Source organism: Nocardia sp. NPDC006630, from assembly GCF_040611495.1.
Taxonomy (GTDB): Bacteria; Actinomycetota; Actinomycetes; order Mycobacteriales; family Mycobacteriaceae; genus Nocardia.
Genome location: NZ_JBEXOK010000008.1, coordinates 491,403 through 510,939 on the forward strand (window position 1 = coordinate 491,403; position 19,537 = coordinate 510,939).

General features: G+C 66.1%; 20 protein-coding genes. 13 read left to right on the forward strand and 7 right to left on the reverse strand.

Annotated elements, in window-relative coordinates; all coding sequences use genetic code 11:
* Complete coding sequence (locus ABZX86_RS26000) at positions 1-1,368, forward strand: hypothetical protein (protein WP_355127248.1); 1,368 nt, start codon at positions 1-3, stop codon at positions 1,366-1,368.
* Positions 1,369-2,075: 707 nt separating this feature from the next.
* Here ABZX86_RS26000 and ABZX86_RS26005 read toward each other — a convergent pair.
* Genes ABZX86_RS26005 through ABZX86_RS26015 form a run of 3 tightly spaced genes read right to left on the reverse strand, consistent with a single transcriptional unit; the run spans position 2,076 to position 4,680 of the window.
* On the reverse strand, positions 2,076-3,647 hold the full coding sequence (locus tag ABZX86_RS26005; protein WP_355127249.1) for a multicopper oxidase domain-containing protein: 1,572 nt from the start codon (positions 3,645-3,647) through the stop codon (positions 2,076-2,078).
* Positions 3,644-4,036: a hypothetical protein gene (locus ABZX86_RS26010; RefSeq protein ID WP_355127250.1), complete on the reverse strand. Its 393-nt coding sequence runs from the start codon at positions 4,034-4,036 to the stop codon at positions 3,644-3,646. The genes ABZX86_RS26005 and ABZX86_RS26010 overlap by 4 nt, the downstream gene beginning before the upstream one ends.
* Complete coding sequence (locus ABZX86_RS26015) at positions 4,036-4,680, reverse strand: class I SAM-dependent methyltransferase (protein WP_355127251.1); 645 nt, start codon at positions 4,678-4,680, stop codon at positions 4,036-4,038. The genes ABZX86_RS26010 and ABZX86_RS26015 overlap by 1 nt, the downstream gene beginning before the upstream one ends.
* 126 nt (positions 4,681-4,806) lie before the next feature.
* On the opposite strand from ABZX86_RS26015, the gene ABZX86_RS26020 reads away from it, so the two are divergent.
* The 7 genes from ABZX86_RS26020 (at position 4,807) to ABZX86_RS26050 (ending at position 10,657) form a co-directional block, all read left to right on the forward strand.
* Positions 4,807-5,274, forward strand: a complete 468-nt coding sequence (locus ABZX86_RS26020; RefSeq protein ID WP_355127252.1) for a MarR family transcriptional regulator — start codon at positions 4,807-4,809, stop codon at positions 5,272-5,274.
* Between the two features lie 149 nt (positions 5,275-5,423).
* Positions 5,424-6,806, forward strand: a complete 1,383-nt coding sequence (locus ABZX86_RS26025) for a sensor histidine kinase (protein ID WP_355127253.1) — start codon at positions 5,424-5,426, stop codon at positions 6,804-6,806.
* Positions 6,807-6,883: 77 nt separating this feature from the next.
* Positions 6,884-7,255 carry a roadblock/LC7 domain-containing protein gene (locus ABZX86_RS26030; RefSeq protein ID WP_327146683.1) on the forward strand — a complete coding sequence of 124 codons (372 nt, stop codon included), beginning with the start codon at positions 6,884-6,886 and terminating at the stop codon, positions 7,253-7,255.
* Positions 7,252-7,596: a DUF742 domain-containing protein gene (locus tag ABZX86_RS26035; RefSeq protein ID WP_327141545.1), complete on the forward strand. Its 345-nt coding sequence runs from the start codon at positions 7,252-7,254 to the stop codon at positions 7,594-7,596. Before ABZX86_RS26030 ends, ABZX86_RS26035 begins: the two co-directional genes overlap by 4 nt.
* A gap of 52 nt (positions 7,597-7,648) precedes the next feature.
* Complete coding sequence (locus tag ABZX86_RS26040) at positions 7,649-8,203, forward strand: ATP/GTP-binding protein (RefSeq protein WP_327141546.1); 555 nt, start codon at positions 7,649-7,651, stop codon at positions 8,201-8,203.
* Entirely contained in the window at positions 8,200-9,426 is a 1,227-nt protein-coding gene (locus ABZX86_RS26045) for a cytochrome P450 (RefSeq protein ID WP_327141547.1), read from the forward strand. The genes ABZX86_RS26040 and ABZX86_RS26045 overlap by 4 nt, the downstream gene beginning before the upstream one ends.
* A gap of 10 nt (positions 9,427-9,436) precedes the next feature.
* On the forward strand, positions 9,437-10,657 hold the full coding sequence (locus ABZX86_RS26050; protein WP_355127254.1) for a cytochrome P450: 1,221 nt from the start codon (positions 9,437-9,439) through the stop codon (positions 10,655-10,657).
* 65 nt (positions 10,658-10,722) lie between these two features.
* On the opposite strand, the gene ABZX86_RS26055 is transcribed toward ABZX86_RS26050, so the two are convergent.
* Entirely contained in the window at positions 10,723-11,343 is a 621-nt protein-coding gene (locus ABZX86_RS26055) for a pentapeptide repeat-containing protein (RefSeq protein ID WP_355127255.1), read from the reverse strand.
* A 116-nt stretch (positions 11,344-11,459) separates the two neighbouring features.
* Positions 11,460-12,374 carry a serine hydrolase gene (locus ABZX86_RS26060; protein WP_355127256.1) on the reverse strand — a complete coding sequence of 305 codons (915 nt, stop codon included), beginning with the start codon at positions 12,372-12,374 and terminating at the stop codon, positions 11,460-11,462.
* Between the two features lie 303 nt (positions 12,375-12,677).
* Here ABZX86_RS26060 and ABZX86_RS26065 point away from each other — a divergent pair, with 303 nt between their 5' ends.
* Positions 12,678-13,532 carry a hypothetical protein gene (locus ABZX86_RS26065; protein ID WP_355127257.1) on the forward strand — a complete coding sequence of 285 codons (855 nt, stop codon included), beginning with the start codon at positions 12,678-12,680 and terminating at the stop codon, positions 13,530-13,532.
* Between the two features lie 148 nt (positions 13,533-13,680).
* On the opposite strand, the gene ABZX86_RS26070 is transcribed toward ABZX86_RS26065, so the two are convergent.
* Entirely contained in the window at positions 13,681-14,160 is a 480-nt protein-coding gene (locus tag ABZX86_RS26070) for a hypothetical protein (protein WP_327141554.1), read from the reverse strand.
* A gap of 296 nt (positions 14,161-14,456) precedes the next feature.
* On the opposite strand from ABZX86_RS26070, the gene ABZX86_RS26075 reads away from it, so the two are divergent.
* Entirely contained in the window at positions 14,457-15,146 is a 690-nt protein-coding gene (locus ABZX86_RS26075; protein WP_355127258.1) for a respiratory nitrate reductase subunit gamma, read from the forward strand.
* 26 nt (positions 15,147-15,172) lie between these two features.
* On the opposite strand, the gene ABZX86_RS26080 is transcribed toward ABZX86_RS26075, so the two are convergent.
* Complete coding sequence (locus ABZX86_RS26080) at positions 15,173-15,925, reverse strand: DUF1460 domain-containing protein (RefSeq protein WP_355127259.1); 753 nt, start codon at positions 15,923-15,925, stop codon at positions 15,173-15,175.
* Between the two features lie 292 nt (positions 15,926-16,217).
* On the opposite strand from ABZX86_RS26080, the gene ABZX86_RS26085 reads away from it, so the two are divergent.
* The 3 genes from ABZX86_RS26085 to ABZX86_RS26095 all read left to right on the forward strand — a co-directional run bounded on the left by ABZX86_RS26085 (position 16,218) and on the right by ABZX86_RS26095 (position 19,515).
* Positions 16,218-17,180, forward strand: coding sequence for an SDR family NAD(P)-dependent oxidoreductase (locus ABZX86_RS26085; RefSeq protein ID WP_355127260.1), 963 nt, complete (start codon positions 16,218-16,220; stop codon positions 17,178-17,180).
* Positions 17,170-18,792 (forward strand): AMP-binding protein, encoded by a 1,623-nt coding sequence (locus ABZX86_RS26090; protein WP_355127261.1) that lies wholly within the window; start codon positions 17,170-17,172, stop codon positions 18,790-18,792. The genes ABZX86_RS26085 and ABZX86_RS26090 overlap by 11 nt, the downstream gene beginning before the upstream one ends.
* Positions 18,793-18,879: 87 nt before the next feature.
* A complete protein-coding gene (locus ABZX86_RS26095) occupies positions 18,880-19,515 on the forward strand; it encodes a TetR/AcrR family transcriptional regulator (protein WP_355127262.1) in 636 nt (211 codons plus the stop codon).
* Positions 19,516-19,537: the final 22 nt, after the last annotated feature.

The window sequence follows — 19,537 nt, forward strand, 5'->3', positions numbered from 1 at the left end:
GTGGCCGTGGGGACCGGGTCGTACGACGGGGGTTACTTCTACGAGGGCGAACTGCTGATCCTCGATCTGCGGTCGGGACTCTCGACCTCGGTGCTGCGCTGGGCTCGGGAGCTGATGCACGTCGAATGGGCCGGTGAGCGGGCTTTACGGGTCCTGGCCGCTCCAGTAGACAGCTTCCCCGGCGGCCACTACGACGCGACGGCGCACTCCTACGCGTACTCCGCGGTCCTCGAACGGTCCGACTGGAGCGATGTCGCGGGCGGCTCGGTGCAGCAGGAAGAGCTCATCGGGCCGCGAGTCGAATTCCAGCACCTGACAAGGGAATCGGTGAGCAGTCGAGGAATCGCGGCGCTCGCCGCGTTGACCGGGACGCAATGGGAGCCGCGCCGGCAGGTGTGGGATGTGCAGCAGCTGCCGGACGGGCGGGTGCTGGCCTGCGTGGAAGGTGTTGTGGCCGAATCATGGCTGCCCGACGGCCAACTGCAGTGGTGCATCAGGGACGAGGGCGACGGCCGACAACTTGTGATTCGATCCGATCAGCTCGAGGCCTGGGTCAATGTGCCGTGGCGATCGCGCCGCGTGGGCGCGGAATGGGTCACCGAGCCACCGCTCGTCGCCCGAGTGTCGCTCGAGGACGGAAGAGTGCTGGACTCCCTTCGCCTGGACTCTGCCGTCACCCTCACCACACGCGAAGATGGCTGGCTCGCACTGCGTTCCACAGACCACGAACGCAGCAACGGTTGGCTCGCACTGATCGACCCGGCGGGCGAAACTCCCGAATTGCAGGTGCCGCTCGGAGGATTCGAGGCCTGCAACAATGCTTTTCCGATCCGCCGCAGCAGGCAGTTGCTCATCCTGCAGGGCAAAGACCATGAGGAGCCATGGCAGGACAAGCACGTTGTTGCCGTCGATCCGACCGGACCCGATGGCGAGCCATCGGTGCGGGAACTGTTCCCCCTCGAATGGGATACCGCACGCGCCGGTCAACTCTTCGGCGGGCCCGGCATCGAAGTGGGCAGTGCAGGGAACCGAGACCTGGTGCACGCCAAGTTCGTTCACGACGGTGCCGGACTATTGCCCGCCAATGTCTTCGTTGTCCGGCGCAGCGGGCTGTACGGTGCTGTGCGGTGGGTGTTCACCGCCGACTTCCCTGCCACCGCGCTGGACGGGGACGAAGACACGGTCTACGTCGGGTTCAATTCCGGTGAGCTGGTCGCCCTGCACACTTCGGACGGGACCGTGCGGTGGCGGCAGCATCTGGAAGTGGGCGGCCAACCCGTAGTTCCCCTATCCCTCACACTTACCGGACCGGGGCGGCTGTTGATCGGAACCGTCGACGGACGGATCTTGGACTGTTCAGTCGAGTAGGCCGGACGGTGGCGGGGGTCTCTGTTCGCGAAGCGGGCGATGGCTACGAAGGCCGCGAGTAGTGGCGGGACTATTCGGTCAGGAGTAGTCGGGGAGGTAGTGGTAGCCCGGGATTCGCTTCTGGCCGTTGCAGTTCGGGCATACCAGACGCTTCGGCATGCCGCTGGGGTAGCGGTCTGTGTCCGAGTGGACATAGCCCCATCCGGAACAGAGGTCACAGGGGACGATGCCCTCGACGCGGCGGACCTGGCCGGTGGCGTTGCAGGTTTGGCAGTGGCCCAGCGGCTTGTAGATATAGCCGTTTCCGAAGCAGGCGCCGCAGCGGACCGGGCGGGTCACCCACTGGGCAGAGGTTTCGAAACCTTCTTGGGTGGAGTACTCGCTCCAGCCCCGTCCATCACACTCACCGCATGGTCCGGAGAGTGTGCGGTGACCCGCCCCGTTGCAGTCCGGGCACTTCATCGAACTACTAAGCGCTGCCGAATGCACCGAGGATCGCGTTGGCGGCACCGTTGCCGAGACCCCAACCGAGACCATTGACCAAGCTGTTGGCAAACATCTGAATCAAGTTATCCATATCGCTCCATAGCCTTTCGATCCGAAATCTTCGCCGCCATCCTACGCCGAGAAAAACGAGTAGATCGGTCTGTTCATGCCGGAGGAAAATTGAACGACCCTTGATCCCGCTGCGGCACAACGGATTCGATCTATTGCACGGTGGTGAAGGTCGCCATCATGGCCATATCCTCGTGCTCCAGATTGTGGCAGTGCAGAACGAACCGCCCCGCATAGTCGGTGAACCGAATAGCGACTTCGGCCACCTCGGTAGCCGCCAGATTGAGGGTGTCCTTCCAGCCCGCATCGGTCGCATGCGGCGGATTGCCATTGCGGGAGAGCACCTGGAACTGATTGAGGTGCACATGGATCGGATGATTGAGATCGGTGCTGAATCGCCAGATCTCCACTTCCCCCAGCTTCGGCTCGGCGATGACCTCGTCGACGGCATACGCGCGGCCGTTGATCGTCCAGCCGACCATGCCGCCGACATCGCCGCGGCGAAAGTCGAACAGGCGGGTACGCACCGCGGCCGCCCGGTCCAGCCGCTCGATCGGAACGAGCGCGTCCGGGACCACCGAGGGATCATCGGCGCGCTCCCCCACCACAAAGCGCATGACCTGCGCGGTCTTTCCGGAGCCGAGATCATTGTGAACGGTCACCTGATCGCCCGGTGCGCAACCGGAGAAGTCCACCACCACATCGAAGCGCTCACCCGGCGCGATATCCAACGCCGAAAGATGTTGTGCGCGTTCCAGCAGACCACCGTCGGATCCGATCTGCACGAACCCGCCCGCCCGGCCACCGGGTGAATCGATACGCAGCCGATAGACCCGAGCATTGGACGCATTGAGCAACCGCAGCCGGTAACGCACACCCGCAATTCGATGCACCGGCCACGGCACGCCATTGACGAGAACGACATCGCCGAGCACACCCTGCACGTACTTCCCTGTCACACCGGGCTTTTCCATCATCGCCGGGTCCAGCGCCGGATACCTGAGCGACCCGTCCGCACGGAACGCCCGATCGGTGATCATCAGCGGCAGATCACGCTCCCCGGAGGGCAGCCGCAGCCGGTTCTCCGCCTCGTCCACGATGAGATGGAATCCGGCCAGCCCGTGCCATACCGAAGCGCCGGTGAAATCCATCCGATGGTCGTGGTACCACAGCGTGGCCGCCGGCTGCTGCGTCGGATATTCGTAATCACGTTCGCCGGTCATGGTCCGCGCCAGCGAATCACGCTGCATACCAGCCATATCGGCCATTGAATCCGAGCCGACCGGATACAGCAGATCGGTGGGATAGCCGTCGGAATCGTGCGGCACATGGCCGCCGTGCAGATGAACGACGGTCGGCACGGGCAACTCATTGCGATGAGTGACAACCGTGCGCCTGCCGCGCGCCGAGACGAGCGTCGGACCGGGAAAAGTCCCGTTGTAGCTCAAAATCGGTGTGGCATAACCGGGCAGGATCTGCGCCATCGCCCTGCGCTGGGTAATGCGGTAGTAGTCCGTATCCGCGTCCCGGCGCTCCGGCGCCAGCACCGCGGGCACCACAAGCGACTGCGTGAACGGTTCGGGCAGTGCCACTTCCGAGGTGAGCTGCGCGCCGACGGTCGCGCTGTCACCGGCGAACCGGAAGCCCGCGGCCACACCCGTCGCGCCCACCACACCGAGCGCCCCGGCCAGCCGGAAGACGTCCCGGCGGCTCATCGCATTCATCTGTCCCCCAGCGCATCAGCGCCGACCAGCACCGGAGTACGCCACGCCTGCACGAGCAATGCCAGCAACCCGGCGATAATGAGCACACCGAGCGGGACATGTATCGCCAGAATCGCCTTGTGCCCCAGCATGATCTCGATACCGCAGGCCAGGGTGAGCCCCAGACTCGTCCAGAAGGTCCACGAGAGCGCCCCGAGCCGCCAGGCGACCGCGAAAGCAATGGTCAGCAGTAGTGAGATGACCCCGAGAATGAGCCCGTTGAGCGAATGCGCGTCCAGCGCACGGTAACTGCCGGACATGAATCGCCCCGCGAACATGGCCTGCGTCAGTCCGTCCACCCCGGCGAGCAGCGTCAGCCCGCGCAGCATCCAGTGCAGCGTCCGGTTCATCACGCGCTCTTCCGAGCGGTGAGCAGCCATGACGGGATCGAGGCGGGGCCGCGTCCGGGCAGCGATCCCAGCATCTCGCCGCGGCGCAGCACCTCGATGGCCCAGCCGGTGGCGAACGCTTCGCGCAATTCGGCTTCGGTAATGCGGCGCGGTCCCGGTCCAGGCGGTGCCGCATCGCTGACCGCCAGGATATGCACTGCTCCAGCGGAATTCGTCACCCGGCGCAGGGCTGCGACATAGCGAACTCGATCCGGTCCGGTGAAGGTGTGGAACAGACCGGAGTCGAGAACGGTGTCGAAACTGTCCTCGTAGCCGGTGAATTCACGGGCATCGGCGGAGTCGAACTCGGCCCGGATGCCCAGTCGCGTCGCCTTCGCCCGGGCATTCGCAATGGCGGTAGCCGCGAAATCCAGTCCGGTGACGTCATATCCGCGGCCCGCGAGATACAGCGCGTTCTCGCCGGTACCGCAGCCGGCGTCCAGCACCCGTCCGCGGATCCGGCCGGTATCGGCCAGTTCGACCACCATCGGCTGCGGCTGACCGATATCCCAGCCCGCGGCCGAGACGACGGCCCCGGTCGGTGGTTGCGAACGGTAGACGGATTCGAAGTACTCCCCGGCTTCCGGCTGCTGTGGACCTGTCATGGCCATCCTCCCGACGCCCCGGCGCACACCGGGATCAGATAGTTCATATTTAAGAACTATTCAGAAGTTTGAAGTTGTAGAGTGACCCTGTCAAGGACGGATTTTCGAGAGCACAGGGGAGGACGGGTGGCCGAGCCACAACCGGTCAGCGCCGAGGACCGCAGCCGATTGCAAGCGGTCGTGCCGATGATCTCCAGCTATATGCGGCGCGCACACGGCGATATGCCCACCGCGCTGCGAGAGGCCTTCGAGGCCAACGGGCTCGGCCCCCGGCACGGCGCGGCGCTGGTCTACGCCCTGTCCGCCGGCCCGGTCGGCGTCGGCGATCTGGCGCGCAAACTGGGTATCGGCCTGACCAATGCCAGCCAGCTCACCGGCGACCTGTCCCGCGCGGGCTGGCTGCGCCGCGACAGCGATCCGGCCGACCATCGCCGGACCCTGCTGTCGGTTCCGGAGGAGCGCCGCGCGGATGTCGCGGAATTCGTCGGCCGCAGGTCCGAACCCCTGATGCGTGCCATGGCCCGCCTGACCACGGAGGAGCGCGCCGCCTTCCTCGCAGGCCTCACCGCCTGGGTGGACGAGCTCAGCAGATGAGCAGCAACCCGTGTGAGCCCCCGGTTTGCGGAGATCTCATGTGAAAGTATCGCTGGGATAACGGAATAGGTATGTTGTGGGCTACGGTCGGTCGTGTTTGCGTAAGTGCGCCTGACCTTGGTGTAGCCGACAGGATTGACGAAACCCCTATGGCCGTGATGTTTCTCTGGATACTTGTTCCCCTACTTGTGCTCGCCGTCGCCGCGAATGCCTATACCGCGGTGCGTTTGCGCGCGGAGCGGACCCGCGCCAATGATCTGACCGCGCAGGTGCGGGGCTGGGAGCAATTGCTCGAACAGCTGGTCCGCAAGACGCTGCCGTCGGTCGCCGAGTCGATCCGCCGCCCCGGATTGCCGCTGACCGCCCTGGAAGTGCCACCGAGCCTGGAAGATTCGGCTCTGCCCCCGCTGGCGTGGCAGGGCGTGGAATACCACGCGGACGATCTCCGACTGCTCTGCGCGGAAGCCGCGGATCAGGGCAAACGGGAGATCGAGGCGGAGGCCCGGCTCGCAATCGCCAACGCGGAGCAGGCCGTTCGCGCCGAGATGCAGACCGTGCGCGACGCCGCGCAGGGCGCCTCGCGCGATGTGACCGGCGCCGCCGTGCGCTCGTTCGGCACCTCGGTGGTCAGCCTCGGCGCGGACGTCGGCAAGGTGGTCAGCGCCGCCCTGCGCGAGCATCGTGATGACGCGGTGTACGAAACCCTCATCCGCATCGACCACAGTGTGCAGCAGATGATCCGGCAGGCGCAGTCCTATGTGATCGTCAGCGGCGGCCTGCCCGGACGCCGGTGGCCGCAGCAGTCGGTGACCGATGTGGTCGGCGGCGCCACCGGGCGCGTGCGCGACTACCTGCGGGTGCGTGCCACCCAGGCCGATCGGGTGGTGGCCAGCCGCGTGGTGGAGCCGCTCGTGCACACCGTGGCGACGCTGCTGGACAATGCGCTGCGCTATTCGCCGCCGACCTCGTTCGTCGATATCAGTTTCCAGGAAGGTCACCACGGCGTGACAATCCTCATCGACGATGCCGGGGTGCGTATGAGCCCGGAGCAGTTGGAGGATGCCCGCCAGGTCCTCGCGGGCGAGCGCTCGATCGATATTCTCGAGCTCGGCCCGGCGCCGAAGATCGGCTTCCCCAGTATCGCGGCGCTGGTGCGCCGGTACGGATTCAGCGTCTACGTCGACGGTCCCAATATGTACGGCGGTGTGCGGGCGATGGTGTACATCCCCGAATCCCTGCTCATGGCACCGCAAGAAGTCAAGGAGGAGCCCGCGGCGGCAACGACGACAGCAGTGTTCCCCGTGGAAGAACCCGCAGCCGACAATGCCGAGATCGCCGCGGCGCTCACCGCGAGCGGACTGGCGAAACGGCGGCGGCGCACCGTGGTTCAGCCGGGCGTGCAGCAATCCTCCACCCCCGCACCGACTCTCCAACTCGCTCGACCCGATATCGCAGTGGCGTGGCGCAGCGGTTCGGTCAGCGGCCGCGTCGCCGCCGCCGAAGCCGACCAGACCGAAGGGATGAACTCGTGAACTCACCGACAGCGACCGGCCCGCACAATGCGGCGCCGTCCGCGAGCCCGGCCGACAGCTCCAACCGGCTCGGCTGGATGCTTTCGGACCTAGATATCCCGGGGGTGCGGTTCGCGGTACTGCTGTCCGAGGACGGCCTGCGAATCGCGCACTCGGGCAATATCACCCGGGACAATGCCGAGCGATTCGCGGCGGCCGCGTCCGGGCTGCGCTCGCTGGGTAAGGCACTCGGTGAATTCTGCGGCGGCCCGCACGACAATGTGCGCCAGAACGTCACCGAGTACGACGACGGCATGATCTTCATTACCGCCGCGGGCGACGGTGCGGTCATCGGTGTGTCCGCGACCGTCGAGGTCGATGTGGCGCTGGTCGCGCATCGGCTCAACGAGCTCGCCGCGCGGGTCGGGCACGAGCTCGGCGCTGTGCCGCGCGGCGGCGCTCTGACATGACCGGGCCGCGACGTGATCCCGATCTGGTCCGGGCGTACGTACGCACCGGCGGACGTTCGCGTCCGACACGCCTTTTGGACCTCGTCACCGTGATCGTCGCCGCCGATGTCCCGCTACAGGGCGGGACTCCCGACGGACGCCGCATCCTCGCGCTGTGCCGCAGTGCGCTGTCACTGGCCGAGGTCGCGGCCCATCTCGATCTGCCGCCCTCGGTGGTGAAGATCGTCGTCGCCGACCTGCTCGACAGCGGTCACCTGATAACCCGGACGCCTGCGCACACCATGCCGGACGTCAGCTTGCTGGAAGAGGTACTGAATGGGCTTCGCGCCCTTGCGGTCTGAGTCGGATCGACCGCAAATACAGCCCCCGGGTGTCGAATATCTGCCGCCCACCGTGACCAAATCGGTAAAACTCTTGGTGGCGGGGAGTTTCGGCGTCGGCAAGACCACCTTCGTCGGCAGTGTCTCGGAGATCAAGCCGCTGCGCACCGAGGAGACGATCACCGAGGCCAGTGTCGGCGTCGACGATCTGGCGGGCCTGCGGGAGAAGACCACCACCACGGTCGCCATGGACTTCGGCCGCATCACCCTCAATCCCCAACTGGCCCTGTACCTTTTCGGTACGCCCGGCCAGCGGCGCTTCATTCCGCTGTGGGAGGAGCTGGCCATCGGGGCGCTCGGGGCGCTCGTGCTCGTCGACACCCGCCGGATCGAACAATCCGATGAGGTGCTGTCGGTGCTCGAACAGCGCGCGGTGCCGTATGCGGTGGCGGTCAACGAATTCGAGGGCGCGAAGCGGTATCCGCTCGCCGAGGTCCGCGATGCCCTCGATCTCGCCGAGGGCACCCCGCTGACCGCCCTGGACGCACGCGATCGGCGTACGTGCGTGCAGTCGCTCATCACACTCGTCGAGTTCTTGTTTCAATCTCGTCAGGAGTCACACCTTTGACCACTTCGACCGAGCCGTCGGCGGTAGCCGGCGCGACGCGCTTCCCGATCTACACCGAGGAGTTCGCGGCCGACCCGCAGGCGAGCTACCGCGAAATGCGCCGCCGCTACGGTTCGCTGGTGCCGGTGGAACTGGCGCCCGAAGTGCCCGCCACCCTGGTGATCGGCTATCACGACGCGGTGCGGATCCTCAATGATCCGGACCACTTCCCGGCCGATCCGCGCATGTGGGAGCAGACGATTCCCGCCGACTGCCCGGTGAAGCCGATGATGCAGTGGTATCCGAACGTGCTGCGCAATGCGGGTGCGGCGCACTGGCGGTACCGGCAGGCGAATGTCAGCGCGGTCGACGGGGTGGACCTGCACGGGCTGCACGCCATCGTCGAGCGCGAGGCCATTCCGCTGATCAATACCTTCTGTGCCAGTGGCGAAGCCGAGCTGATCACGCAGTACGCGTTCCCGCTCGTATTCGCCGGTCTCAATGACATGCTCGGCTGCCCGCCCGCCATCGGGCAGCGGGTCGCGCAGGGCATGGCCGCACTGTTCGATTCGGTCGACGAGAAGGCCGAACAGGGCATGGCCATGCTCAGCGGCGCGCTGCTGGAGCTGATCGAGCTCAAGCGGCGCGAACCCGGCGACGATATGGTGACCCGGCTGCTGCAGCACGATGCCGGGCTCGACGACACCGAGATGCTCGCCAACATCATCAGCCTCTACGGCGCCGGGCTGGAACCGCAGCAGAATCTCATCATCAATACGCTGCGGCTGATCCTCACCGACGACCGTTTCGCGGGCGATGTGCTCGGCGGAAGTCTTTCCACGCGTGACGCATTGGACGAGGTGCTCTTCAACGACCCGCCCATGGCGAACTTCCCCACCTCCTATCCGCGCCAGCCCATGCTCATCGGCGATACCTGGCTGCCCGCGCACCAGCCGGTCATCATCAGCCTCGCCGGGTGCAATAACGACCCCGCGATCAGCGGTGGTGAGCGCATCGGAAACCGCTCCCACCTGGCCTGGAGCCTCGGACCGCACGGCTGCCCGGCCAAGTCGGTGGCCACGCTGGTCGCCCAGGAGGCGATCGACCAACTCCTCGACGCGCTGCCTGAGCTGCGTCTCGCCATTCCGGTTGATGAATTATCTTGGCGTCCAGGGCCTTTCCACCGCGCGCTGACCGCGCTGCCGGTGGTCTTCCCTGCGTGCCCGCCGTTGAATGTGAAGTAGGAGAACAGCAGTGACGATCGAACCCCTGGCGCTGGACCTCACCGGCGTCGACATTCAAGGCGAGAATGCCCGTATCCGCGCGCGCGGACCGGTGACCCTGATCGAGCTCATGGGCGTGCCCGCGTGGTCGGTGACCGATGCCGATGTGCTCAAGCGGCTGCTGGCCGATCCGCGGGTGTCCAAGGATCCGGCGCAGCACTGGGCGGCCTTCGGCAATGGTGAGGTCACCCCCGAGTGGCCGCTGTTCCCGTGGGTGGCGGCGACCAATATGTTCACCGCCTACGGCGCGGACCACCGGCGCCTGCGCAAGCTGGTGTCGCCGGCCTTCACCAATCGCCGGACCCTGGCGCTGCGCCCGCGCATCGAGGAGTTGGTGACCGACCTGCTGGACCGGCTGGCCGCGACCCCCGCGGGCGAAACCGTCGACCTGCGTGAGGGTTTCGCCTATCCGGTGCCGATCCAGGTGCTCACCGAGCTGATGGGCGTGCCGGACGATCGCGAGCCCGCGCTGCGCACCTGTGTGGCCCGGTTCTTCGATACCGAGATCTCGCCGGAGGCCGCCGGGGCCAACTACCTCGAAATGTTCGGGCTCATCGAGGAACTCGTGGCCTTCCGCCGCGACAACCCCGGCGAGGATATGACCAGCGTGCTGATCAATACCCGCGATGAGGACGGCGAGCGGCTGACCGAGAAGGAGATGGTCGATACGCTCATGCTGGTCATCAACGCCGGTCACGAGACCACGGTCAATCTGCTCGATCAGGCGATCTTCGCGCTGCTCACCCATCCCGAGCAGCTCGCCACCGTGCGCGCGGGCGAGGTCAGCTGGGACGAGGTCATCGAGGAGACCCTGCGGTACGAATCCCCCGTCGCTCATCTGCCGCTGCGCTATGCCGTGGAGGACATCGAGATCGACGGTATTCGAATCCCCAAGGGCGAGGCCATTCTCGCCTCGTATGCCGCCGCCGGACGTGATCCGAAGATCCACGGCGAGACTGCCGACTCCTTCGATATCACCCGGGTGAACAAGGATCATGTGGCCTTCGGTCACGGTGTGCACCACTGCATCGGCGCTCCCCTGGCCCGGCTCGAGGCGAGCATCGCCCTCCCGGCGCTGTTCGCCCGCTTCCCGGAACTGCGACTGGCCGGCGATCCCGCTGACGTAGCCCCCGTCATCGGCTTCATCTCCAATGGCCACCGCGAACTCCCGGTGCGCCTCACCGCCGAGTAATCAGCCCAGCAACCGACCGGGTCCGGCAGCTGCCGGGCCCGAGCCGGTTCGGCGACCCGATGCCCTTATGCCGGTAGGACTTTCAGGCCGAGGGTGAAGGCGAGGGTGATGGCCTGATCCGGATCGATCACCGCGCGCGCCACCTGCACGTTGTACGGATCCAGCGCCGAGATATCGCTGCCCCGCAGATCCGAATCGGAGAAGTCCGCCTTGGTCAGCCAGGCGCCGGAGAGATCGATATCGCGAAAGGTCGCCTTCTGGCAGCGGGCTCCGGTCAAATCCACCTCACGCATGCGTAATTCGCGGAACGAGGTGCCTCGCAGATCGGCGCCGGGCAGTCCGGCAAACGACCAGTCGCCGCCCGAAGCCTTCAGTAGCGAGTAGGTGCACCCGTCGAACATGCTGCCGGTGAGCTTGCAACTGGTGAAGGTGGCGTCGAAGAACGAGCAGGCGCTGAACGTGCAGTTCAGGAACCCGCTATTGGTATGCGCCGACAGATTGAACGCCACCCCGCGGAAGCTGCACTCGTCGAAAACCGTATTCTCCGTGGTTATCTCGGCCATATCCACATCGAGGAACTCGACCCGCCGGTACTGCTCCGCCCTCAGCGTCCGGCCGTACCAGTCCGCACCACGAATGGTGCTGGTGGTGGGCGGCGCGGGCTCACCGTACTTACGGTCAGCCACAACGATTCCCGAGTTCGCTCATACGGGAACCGTAGCGACAGCCACCGACAACACTTCGGATGGAAACGGGATGCCGACATTCGCCTCGAGTGAGAGCGATAGGCGGATCGGCGCGGCTAGCCGATCGGCAATGCGCTCAGGACCGGGTCGTAGGCCCAGTTCAGCATGCGCTCGGCGTCTTCCTTGGCTGCGATGCCGCTGCCCGGTGAGCTGTGCAGAACCACGCCGATCAGCGGGATTCCGGCCCGCACCGTCTCGAACAGCAGACAGGCTCCCGCGGCGTCGGTGGATCCGGTCTTGATGCCGATGGTGCCGGGATAGTCCCGCAGCAGCAGGTTCGTGGTCCGCCAGACGTGATCACGATTGCCCGGACCGGCGGGCAGGTGATAGTCCCGCGATCCGGCGACCTCGCGGAACATCGGCTGGCCCATCGCACGCAGACCGAGGGCCAGCAGATCCGCGGGTGTGGAGTAGGTGGAGTAGTCGTCCGGGTTCGGCAGTCCGCTGGGATCGGCGAAATTTGTTGCCATCATGCCCATTTCACGCGCGGTGGCGTTCATCTTGGCGATGAACCCGTCCTGGCCGGGTCCATACCCCTCGGCCAGGGTATAGGCGGCATCACACCCCGACGGCAGCACCATCGCAAAGAGCAACTGTCGCGTGGTGAGCACCTCGCCGGGGGCCAGGCCCGCATTGCTGCCGTCGTACCTGGTGCAGTAGGCAATGCTCTCCGGCGGCACCGTGATCGTCCGGTCCAGGTCACCGGCATTGATCACGACCAGTGCCGTCATCACCTTCGCAATACTGGCGATCGGCACCGGCGTCGTCGCCTGTCGCGACCACAGCACCGTACCGACCACCCCATCGGCCAGAGCCGCCCCCGGCGCCTGCACCCCATCCGGCTCGGCAGTCGGCCACGGCAACGGACCGAACGGGGCGCTCGCGGCCGGCGCGGCCGTGACCCCATGACTGAACGCCACAACCAAGGCCCCCGCGACGCTGACCTGCAACAATCGGGCAAATGTGCGCATGGCGACATTGTGCCTTCAGCCCCCGCCAACCAGCGGGATTTCACCACCCGAATCACCGCAGCATGGGAAATACCGGCGATGCCGCCCGCATACAGCCCCGGAGCCGCGTGCGGTTGAGGTGGCGTCGGTGAGGCGCGGTTCTGGTCTCGGCGATTTCCGGCACCGGGCAGCTTCATCCGAGCTGGCCGGCTCTGCGTCGACAGCTGTTGGAGAGTCTCGAAGCGCTCAGCGCGTGAAATAGCGAGGACGGGCTCGAGGCTTCCGCGCGACCGTCGCGCCGAATGGTGGTAATACGAGTGATTTGTGCGCATCTTCTCGAAACTGCACCGCCGCAATGGGTTCCGTCATACCGCTTGGCTATCGACGGTCTTGATCGCCGCGGCGTGTACGGCGCAGGCCAGCGCGCCCGAGGGGCTTGCTGTGCACGATGGCCTGGCGGCGAGCTTCGCGGAACTGCAGGCGCATGTGCCCGGCCGTCTGGGGCTGGCGCTCATGCCGGTGGGCGGAGACCGTGCGCTGACCTTCGGTGATTGGACCACCGGCATTGCCTGGTCGACCATGAAGGTACCGCTGGCGGTGGCCGCGCTGCGCAATGATCCGGACATTCAGCAGGACGATCTCACGGCGGCGATCACCACCTCGGACAATGACGCCGCGCATGCGCTGTGGACAACGCTCGGCGACGCGGAACAGGCCGCCGAGGCGGTCGAGCGGGTACTGCGCGAAACCGGCGACACCACAACCGATGTCGCCGATCGGCACAACCCGGCGACCCCGGCCTGGGCCGAGGACCCGCTGGTCTTCGGCGCCACCGTCTGGCCGCTCACCGACCAGGTGCATTTCGCCTCACGGCTGCCGTGCCTGCACAGCACGGCGAGTGTGGTGGACCTAATGGGCCGGGTTATCGCCAGTCAGAGTTGGGGATTGGGCGGCTTCATCGGCGCCTCGTTCAAGGGCGGCTGGGGTCCGGACGAGATCACCGGCGCCTACACCGTCCGCCAGTTCGGCCTGATTCCCACCCGCACCGGATCTGTCGCGGTAGCCCTTGCCGCACAACCTGATTCGGGGACATTCGACGATGCCGCGGCCGCACTGTCGAAAATGGCGGTGGTGCTCGCCGAGAACGCCGCCGAACTCACCGGCGGTCACTGCTCGTGACGCCCCGGACCGGCGCTGCATGACCTCCGGCTCCGGATGGTATTCGACCCGGTACGGCGATCAGATTGATCCGGCCGTGACCCCACCCAGAGAACTCACGCGCCGGAATCTACGCGATAGCAGTGACCGGCGCAGAGCGACGGCGGCGTCAGCTGATGGTTGTGGATGTACCCAGGGTGAAGGTGTGGCCGTGTGAGGAACAGGTGAGTGCGCCGCCGTGCGGCTGGCCGCCGAGGCAGCTCGCGCCCGCATAGTCGAATCGTGTTCCGGAGTAGATATTTCCGTCGGGCCGGGGCACATCGGTCAGCCAGCGGCTACCCGGGCGGCCGTGCTGGCCGCCGAGGCCGAAGGTCGGATGGGCCGGCAGGAACGATCCGTCGATCACGATATCGCTGATCGGCAGAATGCCCCACAGCTTGTTGCCGGGACTGAGATCGCAGCCGACATTGCCGTCGGCGGTGATCGCGCAGTTGTTCACGCCGAGCCAATCCGAGAAGTACAAGGTGTCGCCGACCATGAAGTCGGCATTGTTGGCTTCGATAACTCCGGAATCGGCGGCGGCCACGCCATTGCCGGCCAGGGTCAAGCCCACAGCGGCCACAGCGGCCCACAGAAATTTACGAGTCATGGTCGCCCACTCTATGGCAACCATGAATAACCGAAAAACGGTACTACACAATCGAATCCGTATCAGATTCGACTCCTCGGCGAATGCCCCGGATTGCCGGGGCAAGTCCTCACACGCCCCCGACGACCCGAACCACGCCCGGCGGCAAACCAGTGGCGCACAGGCGACCGATCGACCTCGAATCCGGGCCAGCTATCGGACAGAAAATTGGCTACTGTTCGCCTCTATCCCAGCGCCCGTGTCCGTGCAACAGTGGTGCACTACAGCGGGATCGGATAGAACCGGGAAGTCGAACCATGATGTACGTGCTATGGGTTCTCCTACCCGGCGCCGCGCTCGCCTCGTGTATCGCGGGGCATGTCTGGCGCTACCGGACCGATAGGTTCCTCGGCTACCTGTACTGTCCGCGCGCCGATCGGGGACAGCAGTTCGGGAGTGTGGCCTTCCGGCTCGGGGCCGCGGGGATGTTCACGGCACGAATCGCCGAAGTGCTGCTGGCCGGACCGCATTCACGCACCACCGGCAATGCCCACCTGCTCCTCTCGGCACTGCAGATCATCGCCGTCCCGCTCGCGGTGATCGGCGCCGGTGTCATCCTGATTCCGCCGTTGATCTCCGCCGAGGCCCGCCCCCGGATCACGCCGATCGACCGCATCACCATTCCGCTGGTCGTCGCCGCCCTGCTCTCCTCGGTCCTGATCACCTTCGACCCCTACTCCACCAACGACCGATATCGCACCGCGGAAACGCTTTTCACCTGGTGCCGCTCGCTGGTGGCACTGCATCCCAACCCCGGGGTCATGGCGCACGCGCCCGCCATCTACCAGGCGCGCGGCCTGATAGTCATGCTGCTGCTGGCCATTTGGCCCTACACCCGGCTGGCCGGGATCTTCAGCATCCCGCTGCTGCGCCTACTGCGACGCGTCGGCCGGGTGACGCAATCGTGGCAGGTCGCGATGCCGAGTCGGCTACGGCAGTCCGTGTGAGCCGGCATTCCGCATGAGCGCCGAGGTCACTGCGCGCGGTATACGACGATTCCGGGAGTCGTCCGCACGTAGTCGCTGAACGACGAGTCGACCACCTTGTTGTTCGCCGACAGCGAGGACGCATTGCGGAAGACCGGGCCGGCGGGAGTCGAGACGAAGATCCCCACGTGCGTGACATCCAGGCCGGGCTGGTCCGCGTACGCGCCGATGTAATCACCGGTGCGGAGCTGTCCGATGACATTGCCGTCCACCGCAGAGCTGGGAATGTAGGTGATTCCCCGGGCCACCACCGGCAGCCCCGGCAGGTAGTTGCTGCCGTCGGACTTCTCATTGAGGTTCTTGTCCACCGTCACCGCGGCGGGACTCAGGGACCCGGTGATATCGGCGGCGGCGATGCGCGGGGCGTAGGCCCAATCGCTGAAGAAGTGTTTGCGGTGCAGGAAGTCGACCTGCCCGTCCCGGTACCGCGTCTGAATCAGGTTCGCCACGAACTGATCCCGATCGGCAGATCGGCTGAGCGCCTCCACATAGTCGAGGTAGGTGAAGCAATCCACCCCCCGGAAGTCGATGACCAGCTGTTCGGGCTGGTTCGCCGAGCCGATGAGCATATCCGCGGTGTAGGGCGTACCCAGGAACTGCCGCGACAGCAGCTCGACCAGGTCGCCCTTGCTCGCACCGCTGCTGCGCGCCGCCAGCAGTTCGTCGATCTTCCGCGAGGTGAAGTCATCGATATTCGCCGCGTTCGGTGTGGCCAGCGCGGCCGGCAGGATCGATGCCATCCCGCACATCACAGCCAGCATAACGAGCAGTACCCGAGCAATTCTGCGCAAGACGCCTCCTCAAGGTGAACACGTCGATCGTTGCACACTCCGATCGCCATCTGCCTGAACCGCCCGCTCCCGGCACTTCCGCACCAACCGGCCTTGGCGAGTCATGGCCGAACGGTGTTCATATTGACCGTTCATCGGGCCGTCACACCGGGGTTGACACGCGCGCAGCATCTGACCATTCTGAACCTTGTTCAAAATGAACCGTGCTCCACGGCTGTCAACGAATGAATGAGGGTCAACGATGACGTCTCTCCCGTCACCGCCCACGCAACATCCACTGGTTCATCACCCGATCGCGCGGGGGCTCGCCCACCTCGTCGGCCCGCGCGGTCTGCGCGGCGACAACCGGCTGCGGTCGGAGGTTGCCGGAAAGGTTGTTGTCATCACCGGCGCCTCCTTCGGTGTCGGCGCGGCGACCGCGCGACTGTTCGCCGCGGCGGGCGCGACCGTGGTGCTCGGCGCGCGCAGTATGGACGCGCTGCGCGAGCTGGCCGCGGAGATCGACAAGGCCGGCGGTACCGCGCGGGTGTACCCGCTGGATCTGACCAGCGAGCAGTCGGTGACCGAGTTCGCAGCGTCGGTCCTGTCCGACCACGGCCACGTCGACCACCTGATTCACAATGCGGGCAAATCATTACGCCGTTCCATCCACCTGTCCTACGACCGCCCCAAGGATCTCGCGGCGACCACCGGCGCCAACTACCTCGGCCCGATGCGCCTGACACTCGCGCTGCTGCCCGGAATGCGCGAGCGCGGCAGCGGGCACATCGTGAACATGTCCACGGTCGGCGTGATGTTTCCGGTCGTACCGAAGTGGGGCTTCTATCTGTCCTCGAAGCTGGCGTTCGACTGCTGGATGCGGGCGGTCGGCATGGAGGCCCGCGTCGACGGGGTCACCCTCACCACCGTGTACGGCGGATTGATGCATACCCGGATGAGCGCGCCCAGTCGATGGATGCGAACCCTGCCGGGCCAGACGCCCGAGGACGCCGCGCGCGTGATCGCCCGTGCGGTGGCGCGGAAACCACGCACCCTGACACCGATCTACGGGCATCCGTCGGCCATCCTGTCGGCGGTCGCGCGCACCCCGCTCGAGGTGCTGATCGGCTTCGTCTACAGCCATCTCGGCGATACCAGGGAATCGCTCGCGCGGGTGCACGCCATCGCTCCCGATGCCCGGGAGGTCCGCAGCAATGTTCAGTGACCGTGGTGCTGCGCGTCCGTGGCGGGCCGCGATATCGGCACTGCTCACCTCCGGTCTGCTCAGACCGCCCACGCCCGCCCAGGCGACCCGAATTGTGCGCGGGCTGTGGCGATTCGGGCCGACACCGGCATCCCTGCTCGCCACCGCCGCCGCCCGATATCCGGCCCGGATCGCGGTCATCGACGATGCCGGGACGATCACCTATGCCGAATTGCAGGCCAGAGCCGAAGCGATTGCCGCCGGACTGCATGCCGTTGCGCGCGAACCCCGGTCGGTGGGCATCCTGTGCCGCAATCACCGGGGTTTCATCGAAGCCACCGCTGCCGCAGCACAATTGGGCTGTGAACTGATCTTCGTCAATACCGAGCTGCCCGCGGCGCAGCTCAGCGCCGTGCTGCGGCGGCATGATCCGGACATCCTCATTGCCGATGACGAGTACGACGATGCGATCGCGGCATCGGATTTCGCCGGATCGCATATTCACGCCTGGCGCGACGGACAACCCGCAACGGCGCGCCCGAGCCTGGATTCCCTTGCCGCCGAGCGGCATCCGCGCCCACCGCGGGTGCGCAGCAGCGTGGGCGTCACACTGCTCACCTCCGGAACCACCGGACTGGCCAAAGGCGTTCCCCGCTCGGTGAATCTGCGATCCATCCTCGAAATGGGCGCCAGCGCAATGGGTATCACCCGCTTGCGCTCCGGGGATACGATCTGGGTGGGGCCGCCGTTCTTCCACGGCTTCGGCCTGGTGGCCATGTTCGGCGGTATCAGCCTCGGCGCAACCGTGGTGTGCCGACGCCGATTCCAGGTGCAGCAGATGCTCGACGATATCCGCACCCACCGCGCCGATGCTCTCATCGCGGTACCGGTGATGTTGCAGCGATTACTGCGCGTACCCCTCGAACAGCGGCAGGACATGTCATCGCTGCGGGTCGTGATGACCGGGGCGTCGCCGATCAGTCCGGCCACCATCTCCGAATTCACCACGGCCTACGGCCCGATCCTGATCAACGGGTACGGCTCGACGGAGGCCGGGATCGTCTCCATCGCCACCCCGGCCGATCTGATCGAAGCGCCGGGCACGCTCGGCAGGCCCGCGATCGGCGTTTCCGCCCGGGTGCTGCGCCCCGACCATACCGATGCGGCGGTCGGCGAAATCGGGTCGATCTTCATCCGCAGCGGGTTCGTCTACAGCGGTTACTCCCCCGACCCGCAGGCGGCGGTGCCGGCGAAAACCGTTGTGCACGACCATGTCGACACCGGTGACAAGGGCCATTTCGACCGGCACGGCCGACTCTATATCGACGGCCGCAGCGATGACATGATCGTCTCCGGCGGGGAGAACGTGTTTCCCGGTGAAGTCGAGAACGCGCTCGCCGCCCATCCCGCATTCACCGATGTGGTGGTGATCGGCATGCCCGATCCCGAGTACGGGCAGATTCTCAAGGCCTTCCTGGTGCTGCACGAGAACACCCCGCAGCCCAGCGTCGAAGATCTGAAAACCCATGTTCGCCAACGTCTGGAGCGCTACAAGGTGCCCAAGGAGTTCGAATTCGTTCCCGAGATCCCCCGCAATGCCAGCGGCAAGATCCTGCGGAATCAACTCCGATGACCTGGGCGCCGCGGCGGTTTGACAAGCTCCGCGGCACGCCAGCATTCTGAACCGTCCAGTGATGAGCGGCATTTCGAAAGGCGGGCGATGGCGACCAAATGGGGTGACCGGGACAGCCGCCGCCGGGACATTGTGGCCGCGGGCCGGCAGCGGCTGACCGAAGCCGGTTATGCGGCACTGCAAATGCGGGATGTCGCCCGGGTCGCCGGTATCAGCACGGCCACGCTCTACACCTATTTCGCGAACAAGGAAGCGCTGTTCGCCATGCTCTACGCCGAACGCCTCGACGAGCTCTCCGCCGAGATCGGACCGGCCTGCGAATCGGTCAACGATATGGAGGAGCTGTTCGCGACCGTCGCCACCGCGTATCTGCCCGTGTATCAGGTGTTCGGGCGCGAACTCAATATCTGGGTGCTCATCGCGGGCGAATCCGGTCTGGACCCGGAGGCCGCGATCGCGCTGGCGGGTTCGGCGGGACGACTACTGGGCACGCTCGGCACCACGGTGGGCAGGCTGGCCCGCGAACAGCTCGACGTGCCCGAGGACGAACTCGGGCTGGTGCTGCCGCTGGCCTGGTCCACCATTACCGGCCTGGCCGATCACTTCACGTCGGTGCGGCAGACGCTGCACCCCTACACCTGGGATCAGCTGGTCCGGTTCACCGCGCGCACCTTCATTCGCGGACTGAGCCGGACGGCGGCGGATATTCGGCCGGGTGGGTAGCCCTCGGCCTGGCGAAACGCCG

Bases quoted from the DNA above. Each gene is read 5' to 3' on its own strand.
- ABZX86_RS26015 (WP_355127251.1), bottom strand. From the start codon at position 4,680: ATGACAGGTCCACAGCAGCCGGAAGCCGGGGAGTACTTCGAATCCGTC.
- ABZX86_RS26085 (WP_355127260.1), top strand. From the start codon at position 16,218: ATGACGTCTCTCCCGTCACCGCCCACGCAACATCCACTGGTTCATCAC.
- ABZX86_RS26010 (WP_355127250.1), bottom strand. From the start codon at position 4,036: ATGAACCGGACGCTGCACTGGATGCTGCGCGGGCTGACGCTGCTCGCC.
- ABZX86_RS26060 (WP_355127256.1), bottom strand. From the start codon at position 12,374: ATGCGCACATTTGCCCGATTGTTGCAGGTCAGCGTCGCGGGGGCCTTG.
- ABZX86_RS26075 (WP_355127258.1), top strand. From the start codon at position 14,457: ATGATGTACGTGCTATGGGTTCTCCTACCCGGCGCCGCGCTCGCCTCG.
- ABZX86_RS26025 (WP_355127253.1), top strand. From the start codon at position 5,424: ATGGCCGTGATGTTTCTCTGGATACTTGTTCCCCTACTTGTGCTCGCC.
- ABZX86_RS26090 (WP_355127261.1), top strand. From the start codon at position 17,170: ATGTTCAGTGACCGTGGTGCTGCGCGTCCGTGGCGGGCCGCGATATCG.
- ABZX86_RS26095 (WP_355127262.1), top strand. From the start codon at position 18,880: ATGGCGACCAAATGGGGTGACCGGGACAGCCGCCGCCGGGACATTGTG.
- ABZX86_RS26070 (WP_327141554.1), bottom strand. From the start codon at position 14,160: ATGACTCGTAAATTTCTGTGGGCCGCTGTGGCCGCTGTGGGCTTGACC.
- ABZX86_RS26080 (WP_355127259.1), bottom strand. From the start codon at position 15,925: ATGGCATCGATCCTGCCGGCCGCGCTGGCCACACCGAACGCGGCGAAT.
- ABZX86_RS26035 (WP_327141545.1), top strand. From the start codon at position 7,252: ATGACCGGGCCGCGACGTGATCCCGATCTGGTCCGGGCGTACGTACGC.
- ABZX86_RS26030 (WP_327146683.1), top strand. From the start codon at position 6,884: ATGCTTTCGGACCTAGATATCCCGGGGGTGCGGTTCGCGGTACTGCTG.
- ABZX86_RS26005 (WP_355127249.1), bottom strand. From the start codon at position 3,647: ATGAATGCGATGAGCCGCCGGGACGTCTTCCGGCTGGCCGGGGCGCTC.